This is a genomic window from Mycobacterium sp. NGS34, from assembly GCF_059812845.1.
Map to the genome: position 1 here is coordinate 178713 of NZ_JCALDM010000002.1, position 20504 is coordinate 199216.

Annotated in this window: 18 protein-coding genes; 7 read left to right on the forward strand and 11 right to left on the reverse strand. The window is 69.7% G+C overall.

Annotation, left to right across the window (positions count from 1 at the left end; all coding sequences use genetic code 11):
* Positions 1 to 22: 22 nt before the first annotated feature.
* The 10 genes from AC5Y7V_RS05770 to AC5Y7V_RS05815 all read right to left on the reverse strand — a co-directional run bounded on the left by AC5Y7V_RS05770 (position 23) and on the right by AC5Y7V_RS05815 (position 9658).
* Complete coding sequence (locus AC5Y7V_RS05770; protein ID WP_499879091.1) at positions 23 to 1240, reverse strand: RNA polymerase sigma factor; 1218 nt, start codon at positions 1238 to 1240, stop codon at positions 23 to 25.
* A gap of 10 nt (positions 1241 to 1250) precedes the next feature.
* Complete coding sequence (locus AC5Y7V_RS05775) at positions 1251 to 1949, reverse strand: YciI family protein (RefSeq protein ID WP_499879092.1); 699 nt, start codon at positions 1947 to 1949, stop codon at positions 1251 to 1253.
* A gap of 94 nt (positions 1950 to 2043) precedes the next feature.
* Positions 2044 to 2940, reverse strand: coding sequence for a hydroxymycolate synthase MmaA4 (gene mmaA4 / locus AC5Y7V_RS05780; RefSeq protein ID WP_499879093.1), 897 nt, complete (start codon positions 2938 to 2940; stop codon positions 2044 to 2046).
* An 87-nt stretch (positions 2941 to 3027) separates the two neighbouring features.
* Positions 3028 to 3909, reverse strand: a complete 882-nt coding sequence (locus AC5Y7V_RS05785) for a cyclopropane mycolic acid synthase family methyltransferase (protein ID WP_499879094.1) — start codon at positions 3907 to 3909, stop codon at positions 3028 to 3030.
* A gap of 97 nt (positions 3910 to 4006) precedes the next feature.
* A complete protein-coding gene (gene mmaA2, locus AC5Y7V_RS05790) occupies positions 4007 to 4870 on the reverse strand; it encodes a cyclopropane mycolic acid synthase MmaA2 (RefSeq protein ID WP_499879095.1) in 864 nt (287 codons plus the stop codon).
* A 7-nt stretch (positions 4871 to 4877) separates the two neighbouring features.
* On the reverse strand, positions 4878 to 5738 hold the full coding sequence (locus tag AC5Y7V_RS05795) for a cyclopropane mycolic acid synthase family methyltransferase (protein WP_499879096.1): 861 nt from the start codon (positions 5736 to 5738) through the stop codon (positions 4878 to 4880).
* Between the two features lie 90 nt (positions 5739 to 5828).
* Positions 5829 to 6734, reverse strand: coding sequence for an alpha/beta fold hydrolase (locus AC5Y7V_RS05800; protein WP_499879097.1), 906 nt, complete (start codon positions 6732 to 6734; stop codon positions 5829 to 5831).
* An 11-nt stretch (positions 6735 to 6745) separates the two neighbouring features.
* Complete coding sequence (locus tag AC5Y7V_RS05805; RefSeq protein ID WP_499879098.1) at positions 6746 to 8092, reverse strand: ABC1 kinase family protein; 1347 nt, start codon at positions 8090 to 8092, stop codon at positions 6746 to 6748.
* A 52-nt stretch (positions 8093 to 8144) separates the two neighbouring features.
* Positions 8145 to 9092, reverse strand: a complete 948-nt coding sequence (locus AC5Y7V_RS05810; protein ID WP_499879099.1) for an alpha/beta fold hydrolase — start codon at positions 9090 to 9092, stop codon at positions 8145 to 8147.
* Complete coding sequence (locus AC5Y7V_RS05815) at positions 9068 to 9658, reverse strand: DinB family protein (RefSeq protein WP_499879100.1); 591 nt, start codon at positions 9656 to 9658, stop codon at positions 9068 to 9070. Before AC5Y7V_RS05815 ends, AC5Y7V_RS05810 begins: the two co-directional genes overlap by 25 nt.
* A gap of 58 nt (positions 9659 to 9716) precedes the next feature.
* On the opposite strand from AC5Y7V_RS05815, the gene AC5Y7V_RS05820 reads away from it, so the two are divergent.
* From AC5Y7V_RS05820 to rplL, 5 genes are all read left to right on the forward strand, one after another.
* On the forward strand, positions 9717 to 13877 hold the full coding sequence (locus AC5Y7V_RS05820) for a glycoside hydrolase family 38 N-terminal domain-containing protein (RefSeq protein WP_499879101.1): 4161 nt from the start codon (positions 9717 to 9719) through the stop codon (positions 13875 to 13877).
* Entirely contained in the window at positions 13874 to 14491 is a 618-nt protein-coding gene (locus AC5Y7V_RS05825) for a DUF7158 domain-containing protein (RefSeq protein WP_499879102.1), read from the forward strand. The genes AC5Y7V_RS05820 and AC5Y7V_RS05825 overlap by 4 nt, the downstream gene beginning before the upstream one ends.
* Positions 14491 to 15405, forward strand: coding sequence for an ROK family protein (locus AC5Y7V_RS05830; protein ID WP_499879103.1), 915 nt, complete (start codon positions 14491 to 14493; stop codon positions 15403 to 15405). The genes AC5Y7V_RS05825 and AC5Y7V_RS05830 overlap by 1 nt, the downstream gene beginning before the upstream one ends.
* A 244-nt stretch (positions 15406 to 15649) precedes the next feature.
* Entirely contained in the window at positions 15650 to 16273 is a 624-nt protein-coding gene (rplJ, locus tag AC5Y7V_RS05835; RefSeq protein ID WP_499879104.1) for a 50S ribosomal protein L10, read from the forward strand.
* A gap of 41 nt (positions 16274 to 16314) precedes the next feature.
* The gene (gene rplL, locus AC5Y7V_RS05840) at positions 16315 to 16707 is read left to right on the forward strand and encodes a 50S ribosomal protein L7/L12 (RefSeq protein ID WP_067012853.1); all 393 of its coding nucleotides are present in this window, start codon (positions 16315 to 16317) and stop codon (positions 16705 to 16707) included.
* 50 nt (positions 16708 to 16757) lie between these two features.
* Here the strand turns inward: rplL and AC5Y7V_RS05845 are convergent, their stop codons facing one another.
* Positions 16758 to 17444 carry a TetR/AcrR family transcriptional regulator gene (locus AC5Y7V_RS05845; protein WP_499879105.1) on the reverse strand — a complete coding sequence of 229 codons (687 nt, stop codon included), beginning with the start codon at positions 17442 to 17444 and terminating at the stop codon, positions 16758 to 16760.
* A gap of 71 nt (positions 17445 to 17515) precedes the next feature.
* On the opposite strand from AC5Y7V_RS05845, the gene AC5Y7V_RS05850 reads away from it, so the two are divergent.
* Both AC5Y7V_RS05850 and AC5Y7V_RS05855 read left to right on the forward strand, forming a co-directional pair.
* Entirely contained in the window at positions 17516 to 19018 is a 1503-nt protein-coding gene (locus AC5Y7V_RS05850) for a carotenoid oxygenase family protein (RefSeq protein ID WP_499879106.1), read from the forward strand.
* Between the two features lie 158 nt (positions 19019 to 19176).
* The gene (locus AC5Y7V_RS05855) at positions 19177 to 20190 is read left to right on the forward strand and encodes an ABC transporter ATP-binding protein (RefSeq protein ID WP_067012860.1); all 1014 of its coding nucleotides are present in this window, start codon (positions 19177 to 19179) and stop codon (positions 20188 to 20190) included.
* The last annotated feature ends 314 nt before the right edge of the window (positions 20191 to 20504 follow it).

The following is a 20504-nucleotide window of genomic DNA, read 5'->3' on the forward strand; positions in this document are numbered from 1 at the left end:
CGATCCCGAGGCCTAGGTAGCCCTAGCCGCCGCACTCGGCGATGCGCCGGCGCAGGAACTCGCGGCCCGGCTCGGAGCCGTTGGACTGCAACGCCTTTCGGTACCACGTCACGGCCTCCGCGGTTCGGCCCGCGCGCCGGAGCAGGTCGGCCCGCACCGTCGCGACGAGATTCGAGCGGCCCAGACGCGGATCGTCCGCCGCGCTGTCCAGGGCGGCCAGCCCCGCGTCGGGGCCGTCGCGGAAACCGACCGCCAGCGCGCGGTTGGCGCGCGCCACCGGGGAGTCCGTCATCGACAGCAGCCGGTCATAGGCGGCGCAGATGGTGACCCAATCCGTGTGCTCCCAGGACGGCGCAGTCGCGTGCAGCGCGGCGATCACCGCCTGCGGCAGGTACGGGCCCGCCGACCCCTCGGCCCGCCGCAGCCGGTCCAGCCCGCGGGCGATGCGTCCGCGGTCCCAGCGGCGACGGTCCTGCTCCTCGAGCGGCACCAGCATCCCGTCGGCGTCCACCCGGGTCGCGCGTCGCGAATCATGCAGCAGCACAAGGGCGGCCAACGCGTGCGCCTCCAGCTCGTGCGGCATCAGCGCACACAGCTCCTGCGCCAGCCGGACCCCTTCGTCGCACAGTTCGTCGCGGATCGCCGACGGGCCCGCCGTCGACCAATAGCCCTCGGTGAACACCGAGTAGATGCAACCGAGCACATGCGGCGTGCGTTCGGGCAACAGCTCGGCGGGCGGCACGCGCAGCGGGATGTTGGCGTGCCGAACCTTGTTCTTGGCGCGCGTGATCCGCTGGCCGATGGCCACCTCGCTCTGCAGCAGCGCGCGGGCGATCTCGCCGACGGTCAGCCCGGATACCAACCGCAGCGTGAGCGCGAGCTGCGATTGGCGGTCCAGCGCCGGGTGCGCGCAGGTGAACATCATCCGCAGCTCGTCGTCGACGACGGGGTGCGGGTCGGTGTGATCGGTGCGCGCCCGAATCTCGTCAACCACTGCCGCCAATTCCTTTCCGGGACGCACCGATTCGCGGCGCAGCCGGTCCCGGGCGCGGTTGCGGGCGACGGTCACCAGCCAGCCGCCGGGGCTGTCCGGCACGCCGTCGCGGGACCAGGTGCGCAGCGCCTCGGCGCAGGCCTCCTGGACGGCGTCCTCCGCGACCGTGAGGTCCCCGGACCACCGCGCGAGCGCGGCGACGGCCGGGCCCCACTCCCGGCGGAAGACGCCGTCCAGGCCTGTCATCTCGGCGAATCTAGAGCGCGGAGATCCCGGCCAGCTGGCGCAACTGCACGGTCGAGGCGGGGATCATCGACGCGACCTTTACGGCCTCGTCGCGATCCGCGGCGCCGATCAGGTAGATGCCCGTGGCGATTTCGGCGCCCTCGATATATGGCCCGTCGGTGATCAGGACCTCACCGTTGCGCACCCGCACGGTCGTCGCCGTGGACCGGTCGTGCAACGCGGCGCCGCCGACGATGTGATCGCCCGCGGCCGCGTGCAGGTCGGCGTGCTTTGCCGCCACCGCTTCCCACTCCGGTGTGCCGGGCGTGTGTGCCGACTCGGCGGGTTCGAGCAGCAGCGCGAGCCAGTCGTTGCCGGTGAGCTTGCGGGACAACTCGATTGAGTGGACGGCGGGCCACACCTCCACGGCCCCGAACTTGGCGAGCGGGACGTCGCGCGCCAGCGCCAGCGCCTCGTCGAGGTTTTCCGCTTCGAACACGTAGTAGCCACACGCCACCTCCGCGCCCTCGGCGAAGGGCCCGTCGGTGACCACCGGCGCGTCCGGACCGCCGCTGATGACCGCCGCCGCGGCGGCGGGAGCCAGCGCGTCTCCGGATCTGATCGCGGGGAGGGCTTTGGCGTGGAAGCTCTCCCATTCCGCCATCGCGGCGGCCGCATCGTCGGGTGAGCGGTCTTGCTCCTGGCTGATCAACAGCGCGAAGTACTGCATTTGTCGTCACCTCCGGGTAGTGAGCGAAACCCTCTGTTCCACTCTCTACCTACTCGACGAACGGCGCAGCCCCGATCCGACAGTCAGGCCTCGATTACTTCGAGGCACCCGGCTTGAGGTAGGTCACCAGGCTGCAGTCGAGCAGCTCGTAGTCGAAGTAGTGCTCGCAGCCGCGTAGATACTTCATGTAGCGCTCGTAGACCTCTTCGGAGGTGACCTCGATGGCCTTGTCCTTGTTGGACTCGAGCGTGTCGCCCCAGATGTGCAGGGTCTTGATGTAGTGCGGACGCAACGAAAGGGGTTCGGGGACAACGAAACCGGCCTTCTCGCCGTGTTCGACCATCATTTCGGTCGACGGCAGCCGGCCGCCCGGGAAGATCTCGGTGACGATGAATTTGATGAACCGGACCGTCTCGAAGGTGATCTTTTTCCCGCGGGCGGCCATCTCGTACGGGTGGTAGCTGACGCTGCTTTGAATCGTCATCCGGCCGTCGTCGGGCATGATGTCGAAACACCGCTTGAAGAAATCGGGGTAGTTCTCGTGCCCGAAGTGCTCGAAGGCCTCGATCGACACAATCCGGTCGACGGGGTCGTTGAAATCCTCCCAACCGTGCAGGCGAACCTCGCGTGACCGGTCGGTGTCGAGCGCCCCGAGCACCTGCTCGCACCGGGCGTGCTGGTTCTTCGACAACGTCAGGCCGATGACGTTGACGTCGAACCGCTCGACGGCGCGCTTCATGGTGGTGCCCCAGCCGCAGCCGATGTCCAGCAGCGTCATGCCCGGCTTGAGATCCAGCTTGTCGAGGTTGAGGTCGATCTTGGCGAGCTGGGCCTCCTCGAGGGTCGAATCCCAGGGCTCGAAGTAGGCGCAGCTGTAGGTCCGGGTCGGGTCCTGGAACAAGGCGAAGAAGTCGTCCGAGACGTCGTAGTGGGCCTGGATGTCTTCGGCGCGTGTCCGCGTCTTGGTCGGGCTAATCGGTTGCTCAGCCATTCTCGTCTTGCTCTCCTGAACTCACGTTCGCCGCCTGAGGTGCAGGTATGCCGCGCGGCGGTGTCTGGCGTGCAACGATACCGAAGCTCACTTCGCAAGCGTGAATTGGTTGCAGTCGACGTAGCCGGTCCTGAACCCTCGGGCGCAGCCGGTCAGATACTTCATGTACCGCTCGTACACCTCTTCTGACTGGAGCGCGACGGCCTCGTCCCGGTGCGCCTCCAGCGCCTCGGCCCAGAGATCGAGGGTCCTGGCGAAGTCCGGCTGCAGCGACTGAATGCGGTTCACGTCGAATCCGACCTTCGCCGCGTGTTCCTCGACCTTCTCGATCATCGGCAGTCGGCCGCCCGGGAAGATCTCGGTCACGATGAACCGGATGAACTTGGCCAATTCCATCGTCACCGGTATGCCGCGCTCCACGAGCTGCCTGCCATGCAACCCGGTGATGGTGTGCAGGAGCATCACACCGTTGGCCGGCATGGCCTCGTAGGCGAACTCGAAGAAGTCGTCGTAGCGGTCGAAGCCGAAGTGCTCCAACGCTTCGATGACGACGATGCGGTCCACCTGCTCGCCGAACTCCGCCCAATCGCACAGCATCACCCGTCGCGACCGGTCGCTGTCGAGTCCATCGAGCACTTGCCGGCAGTAGGCGTACTGGTTCTTGGACAGGGTCAGCCCGACGACGTTGACGTCGTAGCGCTCGATGGCCCGCTTCATCACCGAGCCCCAGCCGCAGCCGATGTCGAGCAGGGTCATCCCGGGTTGGAGCCCAAGCTTGTCCAGCGCCAGGTCGATCTTGGCCAGCTGCGCCTGCTGCAGGGTCATCCCCTCGCGTGGGAAGTAGGCGCAGCTGTAGGTGCGGGTGGGGTCCACGAACAGCGCGAAGAATTCGTTCGACAGATCGTAGTGCGCCCGGACGTTGTCGGAACCGGACCGCATCCGCGTAGCCCCAACCCGATTCTCAGCCATTTGTCCTCCCCGGTGGACGGCACCTTGACCACGTGGCTATCCCCGGGACCCTACACCGGGCGGGGCGCGTCGCTCGGATTTAACCTGCCATGCCCAGCTATTTCTCGAGCGTGAACTGATTGACGTCGATGTAGCCGACCCGGAACGCGTCGGCGCAGCCGGTCAGGTACTTCATGTACCGCTCGTAGACCTCTTCGGACTGGATCGCGATGGCCTCGTCACGGTGCGCCTGCAGGCCCTCCGCCCAGAGGTCAAGCGTCCGGGCGTAGTGCAGCTGCAGCGACTGCCGGCGGGTCAACGTGAAGCCCGCCTTCGCCGAGCGCTCCTGCACCATCTCGATCGACGGCAACCGGCCGCCCGGGAAAATCTCGGTGACGATGAACTTGATGAAGCGGGCCATGTCGAACGTCAGCGGTATGCCGCGTTCGACGCACTGGGGCCCCGTCAGCCCGGTGATCGTGTGCAGCAGCATCACGCCGTCAGCGGGCAGGATGCGATGGGCGAGCTGGAAGAAGTCGTCGTAGCGGTCGTGGCCGAAATGCTCGAACGCGCCGATCGACACGATGCGGTCGACCGGCTCGTCGAACTGCTCCCAGCCGGCCAGCAACACGCGCTTGCCGCGCGGGCTCTCCATGTCGTCGAACGACTTCTGCACATGGGCCGCTTGGTTTTTCGACAAGGTCAGGCCGACGACGTTGACGTCGTAGCGCTCGATCGCCCGGCGCATGGTTGCGCCCCAGCCGCAGCCGACGTCGAGCAGCGTCATACCGGGCCGCAAGCCCAGTTTGCCCAGGGCCAGGTCGATCTTGGCGACCTGCGCCTCTTCCAACGTCATGTCGTCACGCTCGAAGTAGGCGCAGCTGTACGTCTGGGTGGGGTCGAGGAACAAGCGGAAGAAGTCGTCGGACAGGTCGTAGTGTGCCTGCACGTCGTCGAAATGCGGTGTCAAATCCTTGGCCATGTTCGCCTCACTTCGTAAGCGTGTATTGGCCGACGTTGGAGATGCCCTTGCGGAACAGGTTCGCGCAGCCGGTCAGATAGCGCATGTAGCGGTCGTAGACCTCCTCGGACTGGACCGCGATAGCGCGTTCGCGATTGCCCCGCAGATTGGCTGCCCACGTGTCCAGGGTCCGCACGTAATGCGGCCCCATCAATTGGATTTCATCAACTGAGAATCCGCTTTTTCGGGAATTGTCGATGATGTCGGCTTCGCTGCACATCGATCCGCCGGGGAAGATCTCCGTCCCGAGGAAGTGAAAGAACCGTAGATCGGTCATCGTCACCGGGATGCCGTGTTCTCGCCAGTACGTTTGGGGATGGGTGAATATGCTGTGCAACAACATCCGTCCATCGTCCGGAAGGATGTCGTAGGCGCGGTCGAAGAACACGGGCCAGCGGTCCTTTTTGAACGCGTCGAAGGCCTCGATGGTGATGATCCGATCGACCTTCTCGTCGAACTCTTCCCACCCCTGCAGGCGTGCCTCCGCGTGCCGCGCCGTTCCGATGGCGGCGAGCCGGGCCTTGCTGCGCTCGTAGTGGTTGCGGCTCAGGGTAAGTCCGATGACGTTGACGTCGTATTTCTCCACGGCGCGGACCAGCGCCCCGCCCCAGCCGCACCCGACGTCGAGCAGCGTCATGCCGGGCTCCAGCTTCAGCTTGTCCAGCGCTAAGTCCAATTTGGCGAGCTGCGCCTCTTCGAGGGTCATGTCGTCGCGCTCGAAGTACGCGCAGGTGTAGACCCAGCTGCGATCCAAGAAGAGCCCGAAGAAATCGTCCGAAATGTCGTATGCGGCTTGGGACTCTTCGTAGTAGGGCTTCAGCTCCGCCATTGTTAGACATCCTCCTAACGCCAACCGTACAACGCGGTAAGGGTGCCCGAAAATCCACAAGGGCACTCCGAAAACCGCCCGACCGTGACCTCAGACGGCGTCGGCGAAGTTGCTAGTAAGGACGCTTATCAACCGATCCCAAAGTGGCTGAGGCAGGTCGTGACCCATGCCGTCAAACAAGACTAGTCGAGCGCCATTGATGGCGCGCGCGACGGCGCGGCCGCCGGAGGGCGGCATCAGCTTGTCGGCGCGGCCGTGTATCACCACGGTCGGGGCGACCGTGCGCCGGTTGTAGCCGAGCAGGCTGCCGCTGGCCATGATCGCGCTGAAGTGCCGGGCGACGCCCCAGGGGTAATAGCTGCGCTCGTAGCCCTCGACGGCCTCGGCGCGCACCTGCTCCTCGGGCGCGCGATAGCGCGGGCTGCCGGTGATCTTGGTGACGCGCACGACGTTGTCGACGATCACGTCGAGGGGCGAACCGGGCGGGGGTCCCTTGAGGATGGCCAGCAGGGCGCGCGGGGCCGGCGGCGGCAGGAACGGGCGGTTGTTGCTGGAGAAGATGACCGCCAGGCTCTTGGTCCGCTCGGCGAACCGCGCCGCGAAGACCTGCGCGATCATGCCGCCCATCGACGCCCCGACGATGTGGGCGCGCTCGACGCCCAGGTGGTCCAGCACGGCGGCCGCGTCGTCGGCCAGGTCCTCCAGCGCGTAGGCCGCCTCGGCGCGCAGCCCCAGCCAGAACCGCAGCAGCCGCGGGACCAGGGGCTGCCCGGAGCCCGCCTTCGGCGTCTTGCTGGACAGGCCGACGTCGCGGTTGTCGTACCGGATGACCCGCAGGCCCTGGGCGACGAGCCTCTCGCAGAACGCGGTCCGCCACAGCAGCAACTGCGCCCCCAGGCCCATGATCAGCAGGACGGGCGGGTCATCGACGTCGCCCATGTCCTCGTAGTAGAGCTTGAGGTCGCCGGATATCGCGGCGCCGGTGCGAATTTCCATCGGGGGAGTCCCTAGACCTCCACGTCGGTCTGATGCTCGCGGCTGACCTCGACCATGAAGTTGGCGAAGTAGCCCGTCAGTTGCGGGTCGGACATCATCTGCCACTTCGGTGCGAGCAGCTTCATGTACCGCTCGACGTAGAGGAACTGCTTGCCGATGAGCACCAGCTCCCGGGGCAGCTTGACGTCGTAGGCGTCGGCCAGCGTCGACAGCTGCCGCCCGATGTCGGCGTAGGACATGTCGCCCAGCGTCTGCATGGTCAGCGGGGTGGCGAACTTTTCCAGGTCCTTGGCAGCCTGGGCCTCGGGCTTCATGGTGCCGACGGCGCCCATCAGCACGACGATCTTGCCGGCCGAGGCGTGGTCCTTCTTGACCAGCAGCGCGTACACCAGCTCGCGCAGCAGCCAGCGGGTGCGGGGGTCGATGCGGCCCATGATGCCGAAGTCGAAGAACACGATGCGGCCCGCGTCGTCGACGTAGAGGTTGCCGGCGTGCAGGTCGCCGTGGAACAACCCGTGCCGCAGGCCTCCCTCGAAAAGGGAGAACAGCAGCGCCTTGACCAGCTCGGTGCCGTCGAAGCCGGCCTTGCGGATGGCGGCGACGTCGTCGATGCGGATGCCGTGCACCCGTTCCATGGTCAGCACCCGGTCGCTGGTGAAGTCCCAGTGCACCTGCGGCACCCGGATGTTCTTGCCCAGCGGGGAGGCGTGCAGGTGCGACACCCATGCCTCCATCGACTGGGCCTCGAGCCGGAAGTTCAGCTCCTCGGCGAGGTTGCCGGAGAAGTCGGCGACCACGTCCTGCGCCGAGAGCCGGCGGCCGAGCTTGGCCAGCTCGACGGCCTGGGCGAAGCGCTTGAGGATCTGCAGGTCGGCGGCCACCCGGCGGCGGATGCCCGGGCGCTGGATCTTGACGACGACGTCCTCGCCGCTGTGCAGCGTGGCGTAATGCACCTGCGCGATGGACGCGGACGCGAACGGCGTCTCGTCCCACTTGGCGAACAGCTCGGCGGGGTCGGCTCCCAGCTCCTCGACGAAGAGCTTGTGCACCTCTTTTGCGTCGGCGGGCGGCACCCGGTCGAGCAGGCCGCGGAACTCGCGCGACAGCGACTCGCCGAACGCGCCGGGGCTGGACGCGATGATCTGGCCGAACTTCACGTACGTGGGCCCCAGGTCGGCGAACGTTTGGGGGAGCTGCTTGATCACCTTCTGCTGCCAGGGCCCCTTGCTCGGCAGCTTGGTGAGGATGCTCGCGGCGGCGCGGGTGACCTGCCAGCCGGTGGCTGCTACCCGGGCCGCTTCGACCGGCAACGGCACCCGGTCCAGCTTGGACACCTCGCGGTGTTTGGTAGTAGTCATCTCAGCAGTCTGCCAAATCGAGCGTGTCAAGTCCCAATTCCTGTGAGCGCGCTCACCGCGTTTCGGTGCGGGCGAAGTTCTCGGTGAGGGCCTCGATGATCGGCCGCCACACCGGTTTGGGGAGGTCGTGTCCCATCCCGTCGATCACCACGAATCGCGCCCTCGGGATGGCCGCGGCGACGGCGCGCCCGTTGCGCGGCCGCACCATGGGGTCGGCCGAACCGTGCAGCACGACGGTCGGGGCGGTGATCGCCTTGCTGTAACCCAGCAGGCTGCCGGTGCCCAGCATGGCGTCGAATTGGCGCAGCATGCCCGGCGGGTAGCCGCCGCGCTCCGCGAGCCGGCGCACCCGGTCGCGCAGCTCGGCGGCGGGCGGCAGGAAGTTCGGGCCGTTGAACACCGCGACGTTGCGCACCTCGGCCGCCAGTTTCTCCTCCGGCGAGGCGTCCTTCGCCGGCGGCTCGAAGGCGAGCCGGAGGACGCGCCAGGCCGGCAACGCCGCGAACGGCTTGCCGGTGCTCGACATGATGATGCCCAGCGACGCCACCCGATGCCGCTCGGTGGCGGCCAGGATCTGCGCGATCATCCCGCCCAGCGAGGCGCCCACCACGTGCGCCCGGGCGACGCCCAGGTGGTCGAGCAACGCCACCACGTCGCCCGTCATGTCGATCAGGGTGTAGGGCACCCGGCTGGGCCTGCCCAGCAGGTAGCGCCCGACGCGCCCGTACACCGAGCCCGGCGCCCGCAGCCCGTGCATCTTGGCCGACAGCCCGGTGTCGCGGTGGTCGAAGCGGATGACGCGGTAGCCGGCGTCGAGAAGCTGCGCGCAGAAACCGTCGGGCCACATGGGCAGCTGGGCGCCCAGGCCCATGATGAGCAGCGCGGGCGGCGCGGCCGGGTCGCCGAGATCCTCGTAGAAGAGCTCGACCGGGCCGTGCGGCGTCTCGCGGCGCGCGATGCCGCTACGGATTTGCCCTATTTCCGCCAGGGCTGGACCCACCCTTCGATCTGCCAATTTTCCAGCCCGGCGATCAGCTCGTACATGGTGGCGCCGTCGATCGATTCCCGGACGATGTCGGCGTGCCCGGCGTGGCGGGCCAGCTCGTTGATCACGTGCAGGATCACCCAGCGCACCGACCACGCCTTTTGGTCCTTGGGGAACCAGGGGATGTCCTGCGGCACGGGAACCGTGGCGTCGAGGTCGGAGGTTTCGACCAGGCGCAGCGACTCCGCGTTCTGGGCCTCGAGCGCCCGCAGCAGCCCGGCCAGCGTCTCGTCGGGCCGCATCACGTGCTGGTCGCCGAACTCCTTGGCGATCTGCTCGAACGGGCGGGGATCCTTCGGCGGCAGCTCCGGCGCCGCGGCGACGCGCGCCATCCAGTTGCGTTGCATGGCGGTGGCGTGCTTGACCAGCCCGCCGACCGACAGCGCGCTGACCGAAGGCGTGGAGCGGGCCTGTTCGTCGGTGAGGCCGTACGAGACCGCGAAATAGGCGCTCTGGTGGAACGCCAGGAATTCGCGCAGGGCGTTGCGTTCGTCGGTGACGGGCGGGGCGAGTGCGGGCATGGCCCGATCCTAGGTCGAGATGCCGACACGACGGCCGTTTGCGCCGTAAGGTGCGGGCATGCAGGTGATTTCGGCGGACTCGACCGAGCTGTTCGTCGGGCCACCGGACGCGCCGCTGCAGCTCGCGCGCGTCGGCCTGGCGGGCTGCGCCGAGCCGACGCCGATCCGCGTCGACGGCGACGGCCTGAGCGGCGAGGCGATCGCCCGGCCCGGCAGCGACGTCGTCGAGGTCCCGGTCACGGTCGACCGCCCGGTCGTTGGCCAGCGCCGCGCCGCGCGGGTGCGCGCGGGGCGCGCCGGCAAGCCGTTCGAGTTCACCGTCGCCGAGCCCGGCTGGACCATGTTCATGGTCAGCCACTTTCACTACGACCCGGTCTGGTGGAACACCCAGGGCGCCTACACCAGCGAATGGGCCGAAGACCCGCCGGGGCGGCAGGCCAACGGCTTCCAACTGGTCCGCGCGCACCTGGAGATGGCCCGCCGCGAGCCCGAGTACAAGTTCGTGCTGGCGGAGGTCGACTACCTCAAGCCGTACTGGGACGCCCACCCCGAGGACCGCGCCGACCTGCGCCGGTTCATCGCGCAGGGCCGCGTCGAGGTGATGGGCGGCACCTACAACGAACCCAACACCAACCTCACCAGCCCGGAAACGACGATCCGGAACCTGGTGCACGGCATGGGGTTTCAGCGGGACGTGCTGGGCGCCGACCCGGCCACCGCGTGGCAGCTCGACGTGTTCGGCCACGACCCGCAATTCCCCGGGCTGGCCGCCGACGCCGGCCTTACGTCGAGTTCGTGGGCGCGCGGACCGCACCACCAATGGGGTCCGGGCCATGACGTCGAGGCCATGCAGTTCGCCAGCGAGTTCGAGTGGATCGCGCCGTCCGGCCGCGGCCTGCTCACCCATTACATGCCCGCGCATTACGGCGCCGGCTGGGGGATGGACGAATCGGTGTCGCTCGCCGAGGCCGAGGATGCCACCCGCGCGCTGTTCGATCGGCTCAAGAAGGTCGCCCTGACCCGCAACGTGCTGCTGCCGGTCGGGACCGACTACACGCCGCCGAACAAGTGGGTCACCGCGATCCATCGCGACTGGGCCGCGCGCTACACGTGGCCGCGCTTCGTGTGCGCGATACCGCGGGACTTTTTCGCGGCGGTGCGCGCCGAACTCGCGCAGCGCGGCCGCGAGCCGTCCCCGCAAACCCGGGACATGAACCCGATCTACACCGGCAAGGACGTCTCCTACATCGACACCAAGCAGGCCAACCGGGCGGCGGAGAACGCCGTGCTGGAGGCCGAGCGCTTCGCCGTGTTCGCCGCGCTGCTGACCGGCGCCGAGTACCCGCAGGCCGCGCTGGCCAAGGCGTGGGTGCAGCTGGCGTACGGCGCGCACCACGACGCGATCACCGGCTCGGAGTCCGACCAGGTCTACCTCGACCTGCTGACCGGCTGGCGCGACGCCTGGGAGCTGGGCCGAGCGGCCCGGGACAACTCGCTGGCGGCGCTGTCCGGCGCCATCGGCGGCGACGTGGTCGTGTGGAACCCGTTGGCGCACAAGCGGACCGACATCGTCACCGCGCGGTTGGACGCGCCGGTCGGCGCCGGGGTGCGCGTGCTCGATCCCGACGGCGCCGAGCTGCCGGCGCACGTGGCGGACGACGGGCGGTCGGTCACCTGGCTGGCGCGCGACGTGCCGTCGCTGGGCTGGCGGTCCTATCGCCTGGTGCCGGGGAGCGCGGCCGCCGGATGGGAACCGGTGCCCGGCTTGGCGATCGGCAACGAGCACTACCGGCTGGAGGCCGACCCGGCGCGCGGCGGCGGGATCGTGTCCCTGGTGTCCTCCGACGGCCGGCAGCTGATCGCCGACGGCCGGGTGGGCAACGAGCTGGCCCTCTACGAGGAATACCCGTCGCACCCCCGGCAGGGGGAGGGGCCGTGGCACCTGCTGCCCAAGGGTCCGGTGGTGGGCTCGTCGGAGTCGCCGGCCCGGGTGCGGGCCTACCGCGGCCCGCTCGGTCAGCGCCTCGTGGTGCACGGCCGCATCGGCGGGCAGCTGCGCTACACGCAAACCCTGACGCTGTGGAACGGGCTGGCCCGGCTGGACTGCCGCACGGCCATCGACGAATTCGCCGGGGAGGACCGCTTATTGCGGTTGCGCTGGCCGTGCCCGGTGCCGGGCGCCATGCCGGTCAGCGAGGTGGGCGACGCCGTCGTCGGGCGGGGCTTCGCGCTGCTGCACGACGGCGCCCGCTCGGTGGACACCGCGCGGCACCTGTGGACGCTGGACAACCCGGCCTACGGCTGGTTCGGCCTGTCGTCGGCGGTGCGGGTCCGGGTCGGCGCCGGGGTGCGGGCGGTGTCGGTGGCCGAGGTGGTGTCGCCGGCCGAGGCGCAGTCCGGGCCGCTGGCGCGCGAGCTGATGGTGGCGCTGGTCCGCGCCGGCGTCACGGCCACCTGCAGCGGCGCCGACAAGCCGCGCTACGGCTGCCTCGACGTCGACTCGAACCTTCCCGACGTCCGCATCGCGCTGGGCGGGCCGGCCCGCAACTCGTTTACCAAAGCCGTTCTGGCGCAAGCAGACCCGGAGTACTCCGCCGAACTCGAACGCCAGCTGGACCGGACGGGACGGGCCAGGGTCTGGGTGCCGGCCGCCACGCCGTTGGCCGCGGTTTGGGTCCCCGGCGCCGACCTGCGCCCACCGCGGGCGCTGCCGGTGCTGGTGATCGACGGCGGTGACGAGGGCGGCCTGGCCGCCGCGATCGCATCGGTGGTCGACGAGCTCGAGGGCGCGGAGATCCTGGTCAACCAGCGGGCGCCGGCGGGCATGGAACGCTTCGAATCCCGGACGGTCGCGCTGCTCAACCGCGGGGTGCCCAGCTTCGCGGTCGAGACCGACGGCACGCTGCACACCGCGCTGATGCGATCCTGCACCGGCTGGCCGTCGGGCACCTGGATCGACGATCCGCGCCGCACCGCGCCCGACGGCTCGAACTTCCAGCTCCAGCACTGGTCCCACGTCTTCGACTACGCGCTGGTCTGCGGCGACGGCGACTGGCGCGAGGCCCAGATCCCCACGCGCAGCGCGGAATTCGGCCATACCCTGCTCGCCGTCGTGCCCGGCGACGCGGGCGGCGCGCTGCCCACGGCCGGGTCGTTGCTGCGCGTCGAGCCCGCGGGCTCGGTCCAGCTGGCGGCCCTCAAGGCCGCCGGCAACCCGCTGGCGGCGGGGGGTGCCCGGCCCCTCGACCCGAGCGCGGTGGCCCTGAGGCTGGTGCAGACGACCGGGAAACGCACCCGCGTCACGCTCGGCTCCGAGCTGGCCAGGGTGGGCGGTCTCGCGTTCGCCGACCTGATGGAAAGGCCGCTGGAAACGCGCGGCGGGCGCGCGAAATCGGTGGAGCTGCACGGCTACCAGGTGGCCACCGTGCTAACCCATCTCGAAACGCGAAGCGGGGCAACGGAATGCGCGTCGCTGGCGCCGGACGCCGAGGCCGCGCAACCGCTGTACGCGCGCTACTGGCTGCACAACCGCGGGCCCGCGCCGCTCGGGGGGCTGCCGGCCGTCGCCCACCTGCACCCGCAGCGCGTCACCGCCGAACCGGGCGCCGAGGTGGCGTTGCGGCTCACCGTGGCCGGCGACTGCAGCGACGCCACGCTGCACGGCGCGGTGACGCTGCTGTGCCCGGACGGCTGGTCGGCGACACAGGCGGAGCTGCCGTTCACGCTGGGCGTGGGCGACCACCGCGAGGCCGAGGTGACGGTGAGGATCCCGGCGCGGGCGCGGCCCGGGCCCTACCCGCTGCGCGCCCGGCTGTGCCTGACCGGTGACGACGTCCCGGCGGCGTGGCGGCAGGAGGTCGAGGACGTGTGCGTGGTCGACGTGGGCACCCACCGCGAGCGCGAGCTGTTGTACCTCGCCGACGGGCCCGCCGACGTCGAGCTGGCGGCGGGCGGGACCGCCCGGCTGACCGTGACGGTCGGCACCCACGCTCGCGCCGCCCTGGCCGCCGAGGCGCACCTGATCAGCCCCTGGGGCACGTGGGAGTGGATGGCGCCCGCCGCGCTAGGCGCCGTCGTGCCCGCCCGCGGCACCGTCGAGCTCGGCTTCGACCTGACCCCGCCGGCGTGGCTGGATCCCGGCCAGTGGTGGGCGCTGGTCCGGGTGGGCTGCGCGGGCCGGCTGGTGTACTCGCCGGCGGTGCGGGTGACCGTGAGATGAGCGTCGGACTGGTGGCGACCGTGGCCGGCGTACCGGTTTCGGTCGATGAGGTAGACACTCGAGAGATGCGGTTGCGCAGCGGTCCGCGCGCCGCCGCGCTGCCGGCGCCCGGCGCCGGGGAGGGCCGGCAGTTGCGGCGCTGGCTCACCCAGCTGATCGTGACCGAGCGGGTGGTCGCCGCCGAGGCCGCCGCCCGGGGCCTCACCGCGACCGGCGCGCCCGCCGAGGCGGAGCTGCTGCCCGACGCGACCGCACGCCTCGAGATCGGCAGCGTGGCCGCCGCCGCGCTGGCGGACCCGCTGGCCCGGGCGCTGTTCGCCGACGTCACCGCCGCGGTCCGGGTCGGCGCCGACGAGGTGGCCGACTACCACGTCCGCAACCCGCTGCGCTTCGCCGCGCCGCGACCCGGCCCGCACGGCTGGCGCGGCCCCGCGCTCGCCGCGCCGCCCTTGGCCGAGGTGCGCCCGGCGATCGCCGACCACCTGCGGGGCGCCGCCCGCCGGCGCGCCTTCCGGGTGTGGCTGGACGCGCGCCGCGCCGCGCTGGTCCGCCTCGCCCCCGGCTACGAGCATCCGGGCGACCCACGCCAACCCGACAACACGCACCGCCACTGATGGCCGCCCGCACGCTCTGCCTCGACATCGGCGGCACCAAGATCGCCGCCGGACTGACCGATTCCGGTGGTGCGCTGGTGCACACCGCGATCCGGCCCACCCCGCCGGGCGGATCCGCGGAGGAGGTCTGGGCCGCGGTCGCCGCGATCATCGCCGACACCCTGCGCGTCGCCGACGGCGTCGTCACCGCGGTGGGCATCGCGTGCGCCGGGCCCATCGACCTGCACGCCGGCAGCGTCAGCCCGGTCAACATCCGCTCCTGGCGCGGGTTCCCCCTGCGGGACCGGGTCGCCGCCACGATTCCCGGGGTGCCCGTCCTCCTCGGCGGCGACGGCGTGTGCATGGCGCTGGGCGAGCACTGGCTCGGGGCGGGCCGCGGCGCCCGCTTCATGCTCGGCATGGTGGTCTCCACCGGCGTGGGCGGGGGACTGGTCCTCGACGGCGTCCCCTACACCGGGCGCACCGGCAACGCCGGCCACGTCGGTCACATGGTGGTCGAGCAGCACGGCAGGCCGTGTGCGTGCGGCGGGCGTGGCTGCGTCGAGACCGTCGCGTCCGGGCCGTGGATGGTGCGCTGGGCGCGGGAAAACGGCTGGGCCGCGCCGCCCGGCGCCGGCGCCCGGGAGCTGGCCGCCGCGGCGGCGGCCGGGGAGCCGGTGGCGCAGCGGGCGTTTCGGCGGGGCACCACCGCGCTGGCCGCGATGATCGCGTCGGTCGGGGCGGTGTGCGACCTCGACCTCGTCGTCATCGGCGGCGGTGTGGCCAAGTCCGGGGACCTGCTCTTCGACCCGCTGCGGGCCGCGCTGACCGAGTACGCCGGGCTGGAGTTCCTGGCCGGCCTGCGCGTGGTGCCCGCGGCGCTGGGCGGCGAAGCCGGGCTGGTCGGTGCCGCCAGGCTGGCCGGGCTCGCGTAGCCGCACCGTTTTGGCTGACTGCGGGGGGTCAGGCTATCCTGGTTGCCGATCCACCGAAGACCGTCGGTCACCGAGCAATCGGTTGAAGGTCCGGGAACATCCCGGCGGCCCGCGCAGGAGGACGAGGCAGAACGCCGGCGCACGCCGGCGAATTTCTACGCCCCGGCCGCTTCCCGCGCCGGGGCGTACTTCGTTTTGAGGCGTTCCACGTGGTTCCCGACAACTTTGACCTCAGGAGGCATGCATGGCCCGGGCTGACAAGGCCACCGCCGTTGCAGACATCGCGGAGCAGTTCAAGGACTCGACGGCCACCCTGATCACCGAGTACCGCGGTTTGACGGTGGCCAACCTGGCCGAGCTGCGCCGCTCGCTGGCGGGATCGGCCACCTACACGGTGGCCAAGAACACGCTGATCAAGCGGGCGGCCGCGGACGCCGGCATCGAGGGTCTCGACGAGCTGTTCGCCGGGCCGACGGCCATCGCGTTCGTCAGCGGCGAGCCGGTCGACGCCGCCAAGGCGATCAAGACCTTCGCTAAGGAGAACAAGGCGCTGGTCATCAAGGGCGGCTACATGGATGGCCACCCGCTGAGCGTCTCCGAAGTCGAGCGCATCGCGGACCTGGAGTCCCGCGAGGTGCTGCTGGCCAAGCTGGCCGGCGCGATGAAGGGCAACCTGGCCAAGGCGGTCGGGCTGTTCGCCGCCCCCACCTCCCAGATGGCCCGGCTGCTGGCCGCGCTGCAGGAGAAGAAGCCCGCCGAGGCCGCCGCACCGGCCCCGGCCGCCGAGGCCCCGGCCGCAGAAGCGCCCGCCGCCGAAGCGCCCGCCGAGACCGCGGAAACTGCCGAAGCCCCGGCCGAAGCCGAATAACAACCGACCGCAACGTAGATAACTAAGGAAGGACCCACACCATGGCAAAGATGACTGCCGACGACCTGCTCGACGCGTTCAAGGAAATGACCCTGCTGGAGCTCTCGGACTTCGTCAAGAAGTTCGAGGAGACCTTCGAGGTCACCGCGGCCGCCCCGGTCGCCGTCGCCGCCGCCGGCCCGGCCGCCGGTGGCGCGCCCGCCGAGGCCGCCGAGGAGCAGTCGGAGTTCGACGTCATCCTCGAGGCCGCGGGCGACAAGAAGATCGGCGTGATCAAGGTGGTCCGCGAGATCGTCTCCGGCCTGGGCCTCAAGGAGGCCAAGGACCTCGTCGACGGCGCGCCCAAGCCGCTGCTGGAGAAGGTGGCCAAGGAGGCCGCCGACGACGCCAAGGCCAAGCTCGAGGCCGCCGGCGCCACCGTCACCGTCAAGTAGCACTACTTCACGAAACCCCCGGAAGCGCCCCTTCCGGGGGTTTCGTGCGCTCAGTGGACGCCGAAGGCCGCCCGCTGCGACTCTCGCACGCGCTCGGGTGAATCTCCCAGAGCGACAAGGAAATTCGACGTCAGCGAGCCCAGCACCGGCGCGACGGCCGCGCCGTCGTCCCCGTAGAAGCCGGCCAGTTCGAGCATCACGAACCCGTGCATGAACGCCCAGAACTGGGCCGCCGTGGCCACCACCGCCGCGTCGTCGGCCGCGGAACCCACCGTGATCCGGCCGGCGCGCATCGACCGCTGCACCGCGCGCACCGCGTGCGCGAAGCTGGGGATGTCCCGCTCGATCTCGGCGGCCGTCAGCATCAGGACGTTGCCCGCGGGCGCGTTGATGCCGTGCGCGCTGGTGCTGCCGAACATCAGCCGATACAGGTGCGGACGCTCGATGGCGTAGCGCCGGTAGGCGGCGCCGACGGCGAACAGGTCGGCGACCGGGTCGTCGGTCTCCGGCACCGTCAGCGCGGCGTCGAACTGCCGCAGGCCCTCCTCGGCGACCTGGGCGATCAGGCCCCGCATCCCGCCGAAATGGGTGTAGACCGCCATCGTCGACGTCCCGGCCGCGCCGGCCACCTTTCGGGTCTGCAGAGCGTCGGGCCCCTGCTCGTCGAGCAGGCCCACGGCGGCGTGCAGCATCTCGTCGCGAACACTGCGAACGCTGGGCTCGGTCTGCGAAGTCATCCTTGTCATCTTCTCACCACGGGCGTACCGTTCCTATAACACTGAAATATCAATGTTATAGGAGCTTAGCAGTGACATCCACGCAAGCCACCCGATCCACGAACCCGTATCTCGAGGGCTTTTTGGCGCCGGTGGGCGCCGAAGTCACCGCGAGCGACCTGGAGGTCACCGGGCACATCCCCGAGCACCTCGACGGGCGCTACCTGCGCAACGGGCCCAACCCGGCCGAAGAGGTGGACCCGGCCACCTATCACTGGTTCAGCGGCGACGGCATGGTGCACGGGGTCGCGCTGCGCGACGGCCAGGCCCAGTGGTACCGCAACCGCTGGGTGCGCAGCCTCTCGGTGTGCGCCACGCTGGGCGAGCCGGCGCCGGCCCGACTGAACCCGCGGGCCGGCATGCTGTCCTTCGGCGCCAACACCAACGTGCTGACCCACGCCGGGCGCACCCTGGCGCTGGTCGAGGGCGGGGCCGCCAACTACGAGCTGACCGACGACCTCGACACCGTCGGCACCTGCGACTTCGACGGCACCCTGGAGGGCGGCTACACCGCCCATCCGCACCGCGACCCCGACAGCGGCGAATTGCACGCCGTGTCTTACTCTTTCGCCCGCGGGCGGACGGTGCAGTACTCGGTGATCGACGCCGGCGGGCGGGCCCGCCGCACCGTCGACATCGAGGTGACCGGGTCGCCGATGATGCACGACTTCTCGCTGACCGACAAATACGTGGTGATCTACGACCTGCCGGTGACGTTCGACCCGGTGCAGGTGCTGCCCGCCAACATTCCGCGCTGGCTGGGGTTGCCGGCCCGGCTGGCGCTGCAGTCGCTGGTCGGGCGGGTCCGGGTGCCGGGCCCGATCGCCGCGATGATGAACCGCAACCCGAAACACGACGACCGGATGCCGTACGCGTGGAACCCCGGCTACCCGGCGCGCATCGGGGTCATGCCCCGCGAGGGCGCCAGTAAGGACATCCGCTGGTTCGACATCGAACCCTGCTACGTCTATCACCCGCTCAACGCCTACTCCGAAATGCGCGACGGCGCAGAGGTTTTGGTGCTCGACGTGGTGCGCTACGCGCGGATGTTCGACCGCGACCGGCGCGGCCCCGGCGACACCACGCCCCGGCTGGACCGCTGGACCGTCAACCTGGCGACCGGCGCCGTGGCCACCGAATGCCGCGACGAGCGCTCGCAGGAATTCCCGCGGATCAACGAGACGCGCCTCGGCAAGCGGCACCGCTTCGGCTACGCCGTCGGCCTCGAAGGCGGGTTCCTCGCCGCCGGTCTGGCGGAGATGGCGACCCCGGTCTACAAGCACGATTACGCCACGGGATCGGCGACGGTGGCCGCAGCCGACCCCGAGCTTTTACTCGGGGAGATGTCTTTCGTTCCCAACCCGGCGGCGGCCGGCGAGGACGACGGCATCCTGATGGGCTACGGCTACCACCGCGGCCGCGACGAAGGACAGCTGGTGCTGCTGGATGCGCAGACCCTCGAATCGGTGGCTACCGTGCATTTGCCGCAGCGGGTACCGATGGGATTCCACGGCAACTGGGCGCCTTCCGGCTAACTCGCGTCGAATAGGGGCGAGGCGCCACGTCTCAGGTCGGCCAATTTTTCCCGGCGGTGCGATCCAAGCCTGATGCCGGGTGCCTGACGTGCGCTACAGTGACTGATGCCACACAAAAGGGCAGGTGGCGGGCACGAGCGTCGACGGAAGGATTCCCCATGGGCGTCGCTATCGAGGTGAGGGGACTCACGAAGTCGTTCGGTCCCTCGAGAATTTGGGAAGACGTGACGTTGGATATCCCCGCCGGGGAGGTCAGCGTCCTGCTGGGGCCGTCGGGTACCGGCAAATCGGTGTTCCTCAAGTCGCTGATCGGTCTGCTGCGCCCGGAGCGCGGCTCGATCATGATCGACGGCACCGACATCCTCGAGTGCTCGGCCAAGGAGCTCTACGAGATCCGCACGCTGTTCGGCGTCATGTTCCAGGACGGCGCGCTGTTCGGTTCGATGAACCTGTTCGACAACGCGGCGTTCCCGCTGCGCGAGCACACCAAGAAGAAGGAAAGCGAGATCCGTGACATCGTCATGGAGAAGCTGACCCTGGTGGGCCTCGGCGGCGACGAGAAGAAGTTCCCCGGTGAGATCTCCGGTGGTATGCGCAAGCGCGCCAGCCTGGCCCGGGCGCTGGTGATGGACCCGCAGATCATCCTGTGCGACGAGCCCGACTCCGGTCTGGACCCGGTTCGTACCGCGTATCTGAGCCAGTTGATCCTCGACATCAACGCCCAGATCGACGCCACCGTCCTGATCGTGACGCACAACATCAACATCGCCCGGACCGTGCCGGACAACATGGGCATGCTGTTCCGGCGCAAGCTGGTCATGTTCGGCCCGCGCGAAGTGCTGCTGACCAGCGACGAGCCCGTCGTGCGGCAGTTCCTCAACGGCCGGCGCATCGGGCCGATCGGCATGTCCGAGGAGAAGGACGAGGCCACCATGGCCGAGGAGCAGGCCCTGCTCGACGCCGGTCACCACGCCGGCGGCGTCGAGGAGATCGAGGGAGTGCCCCCGCAGATCGTCGCGACGCCGGGCATGCCCGAGCGCAAGGCCGTCGCGCGGCGCCAGGCCCGGGTCCGCGAGATCCTGCACACCCTGCCCAAGAACGCCCAGGCGGCGATCCTCGACGACCTCGAAGGCACCCACCGGTTCAAGGCCAACGAGTTCGGCGGGTCGTAAAAATTTGGAATAACACGGTGCAACTTGCCGCCCCGCCCTCTTGACGACCGGGCCTAAACGGGTCAGTCTGTTGGGCAGCATGTACCCACGGGAAGTCGAGATTGCGAGCCAGCGTCGATGTCCCTGGGCTGATTGTCGTGGGTAGTTGAGGAATGCGCGGTCCTGCGCTATTGTTGGACGTTGCGCTGGCTACTTCCTGCCCACCTCACCCGCCACCTGACACCGTGGTCTTAGCCTGAGCCCCTCCCCGCGGCTTAGCTATTTAGTTGTGCGCGTGAGATCTGGGTAGATCGTTCGCCGGCCGAACCGACAAA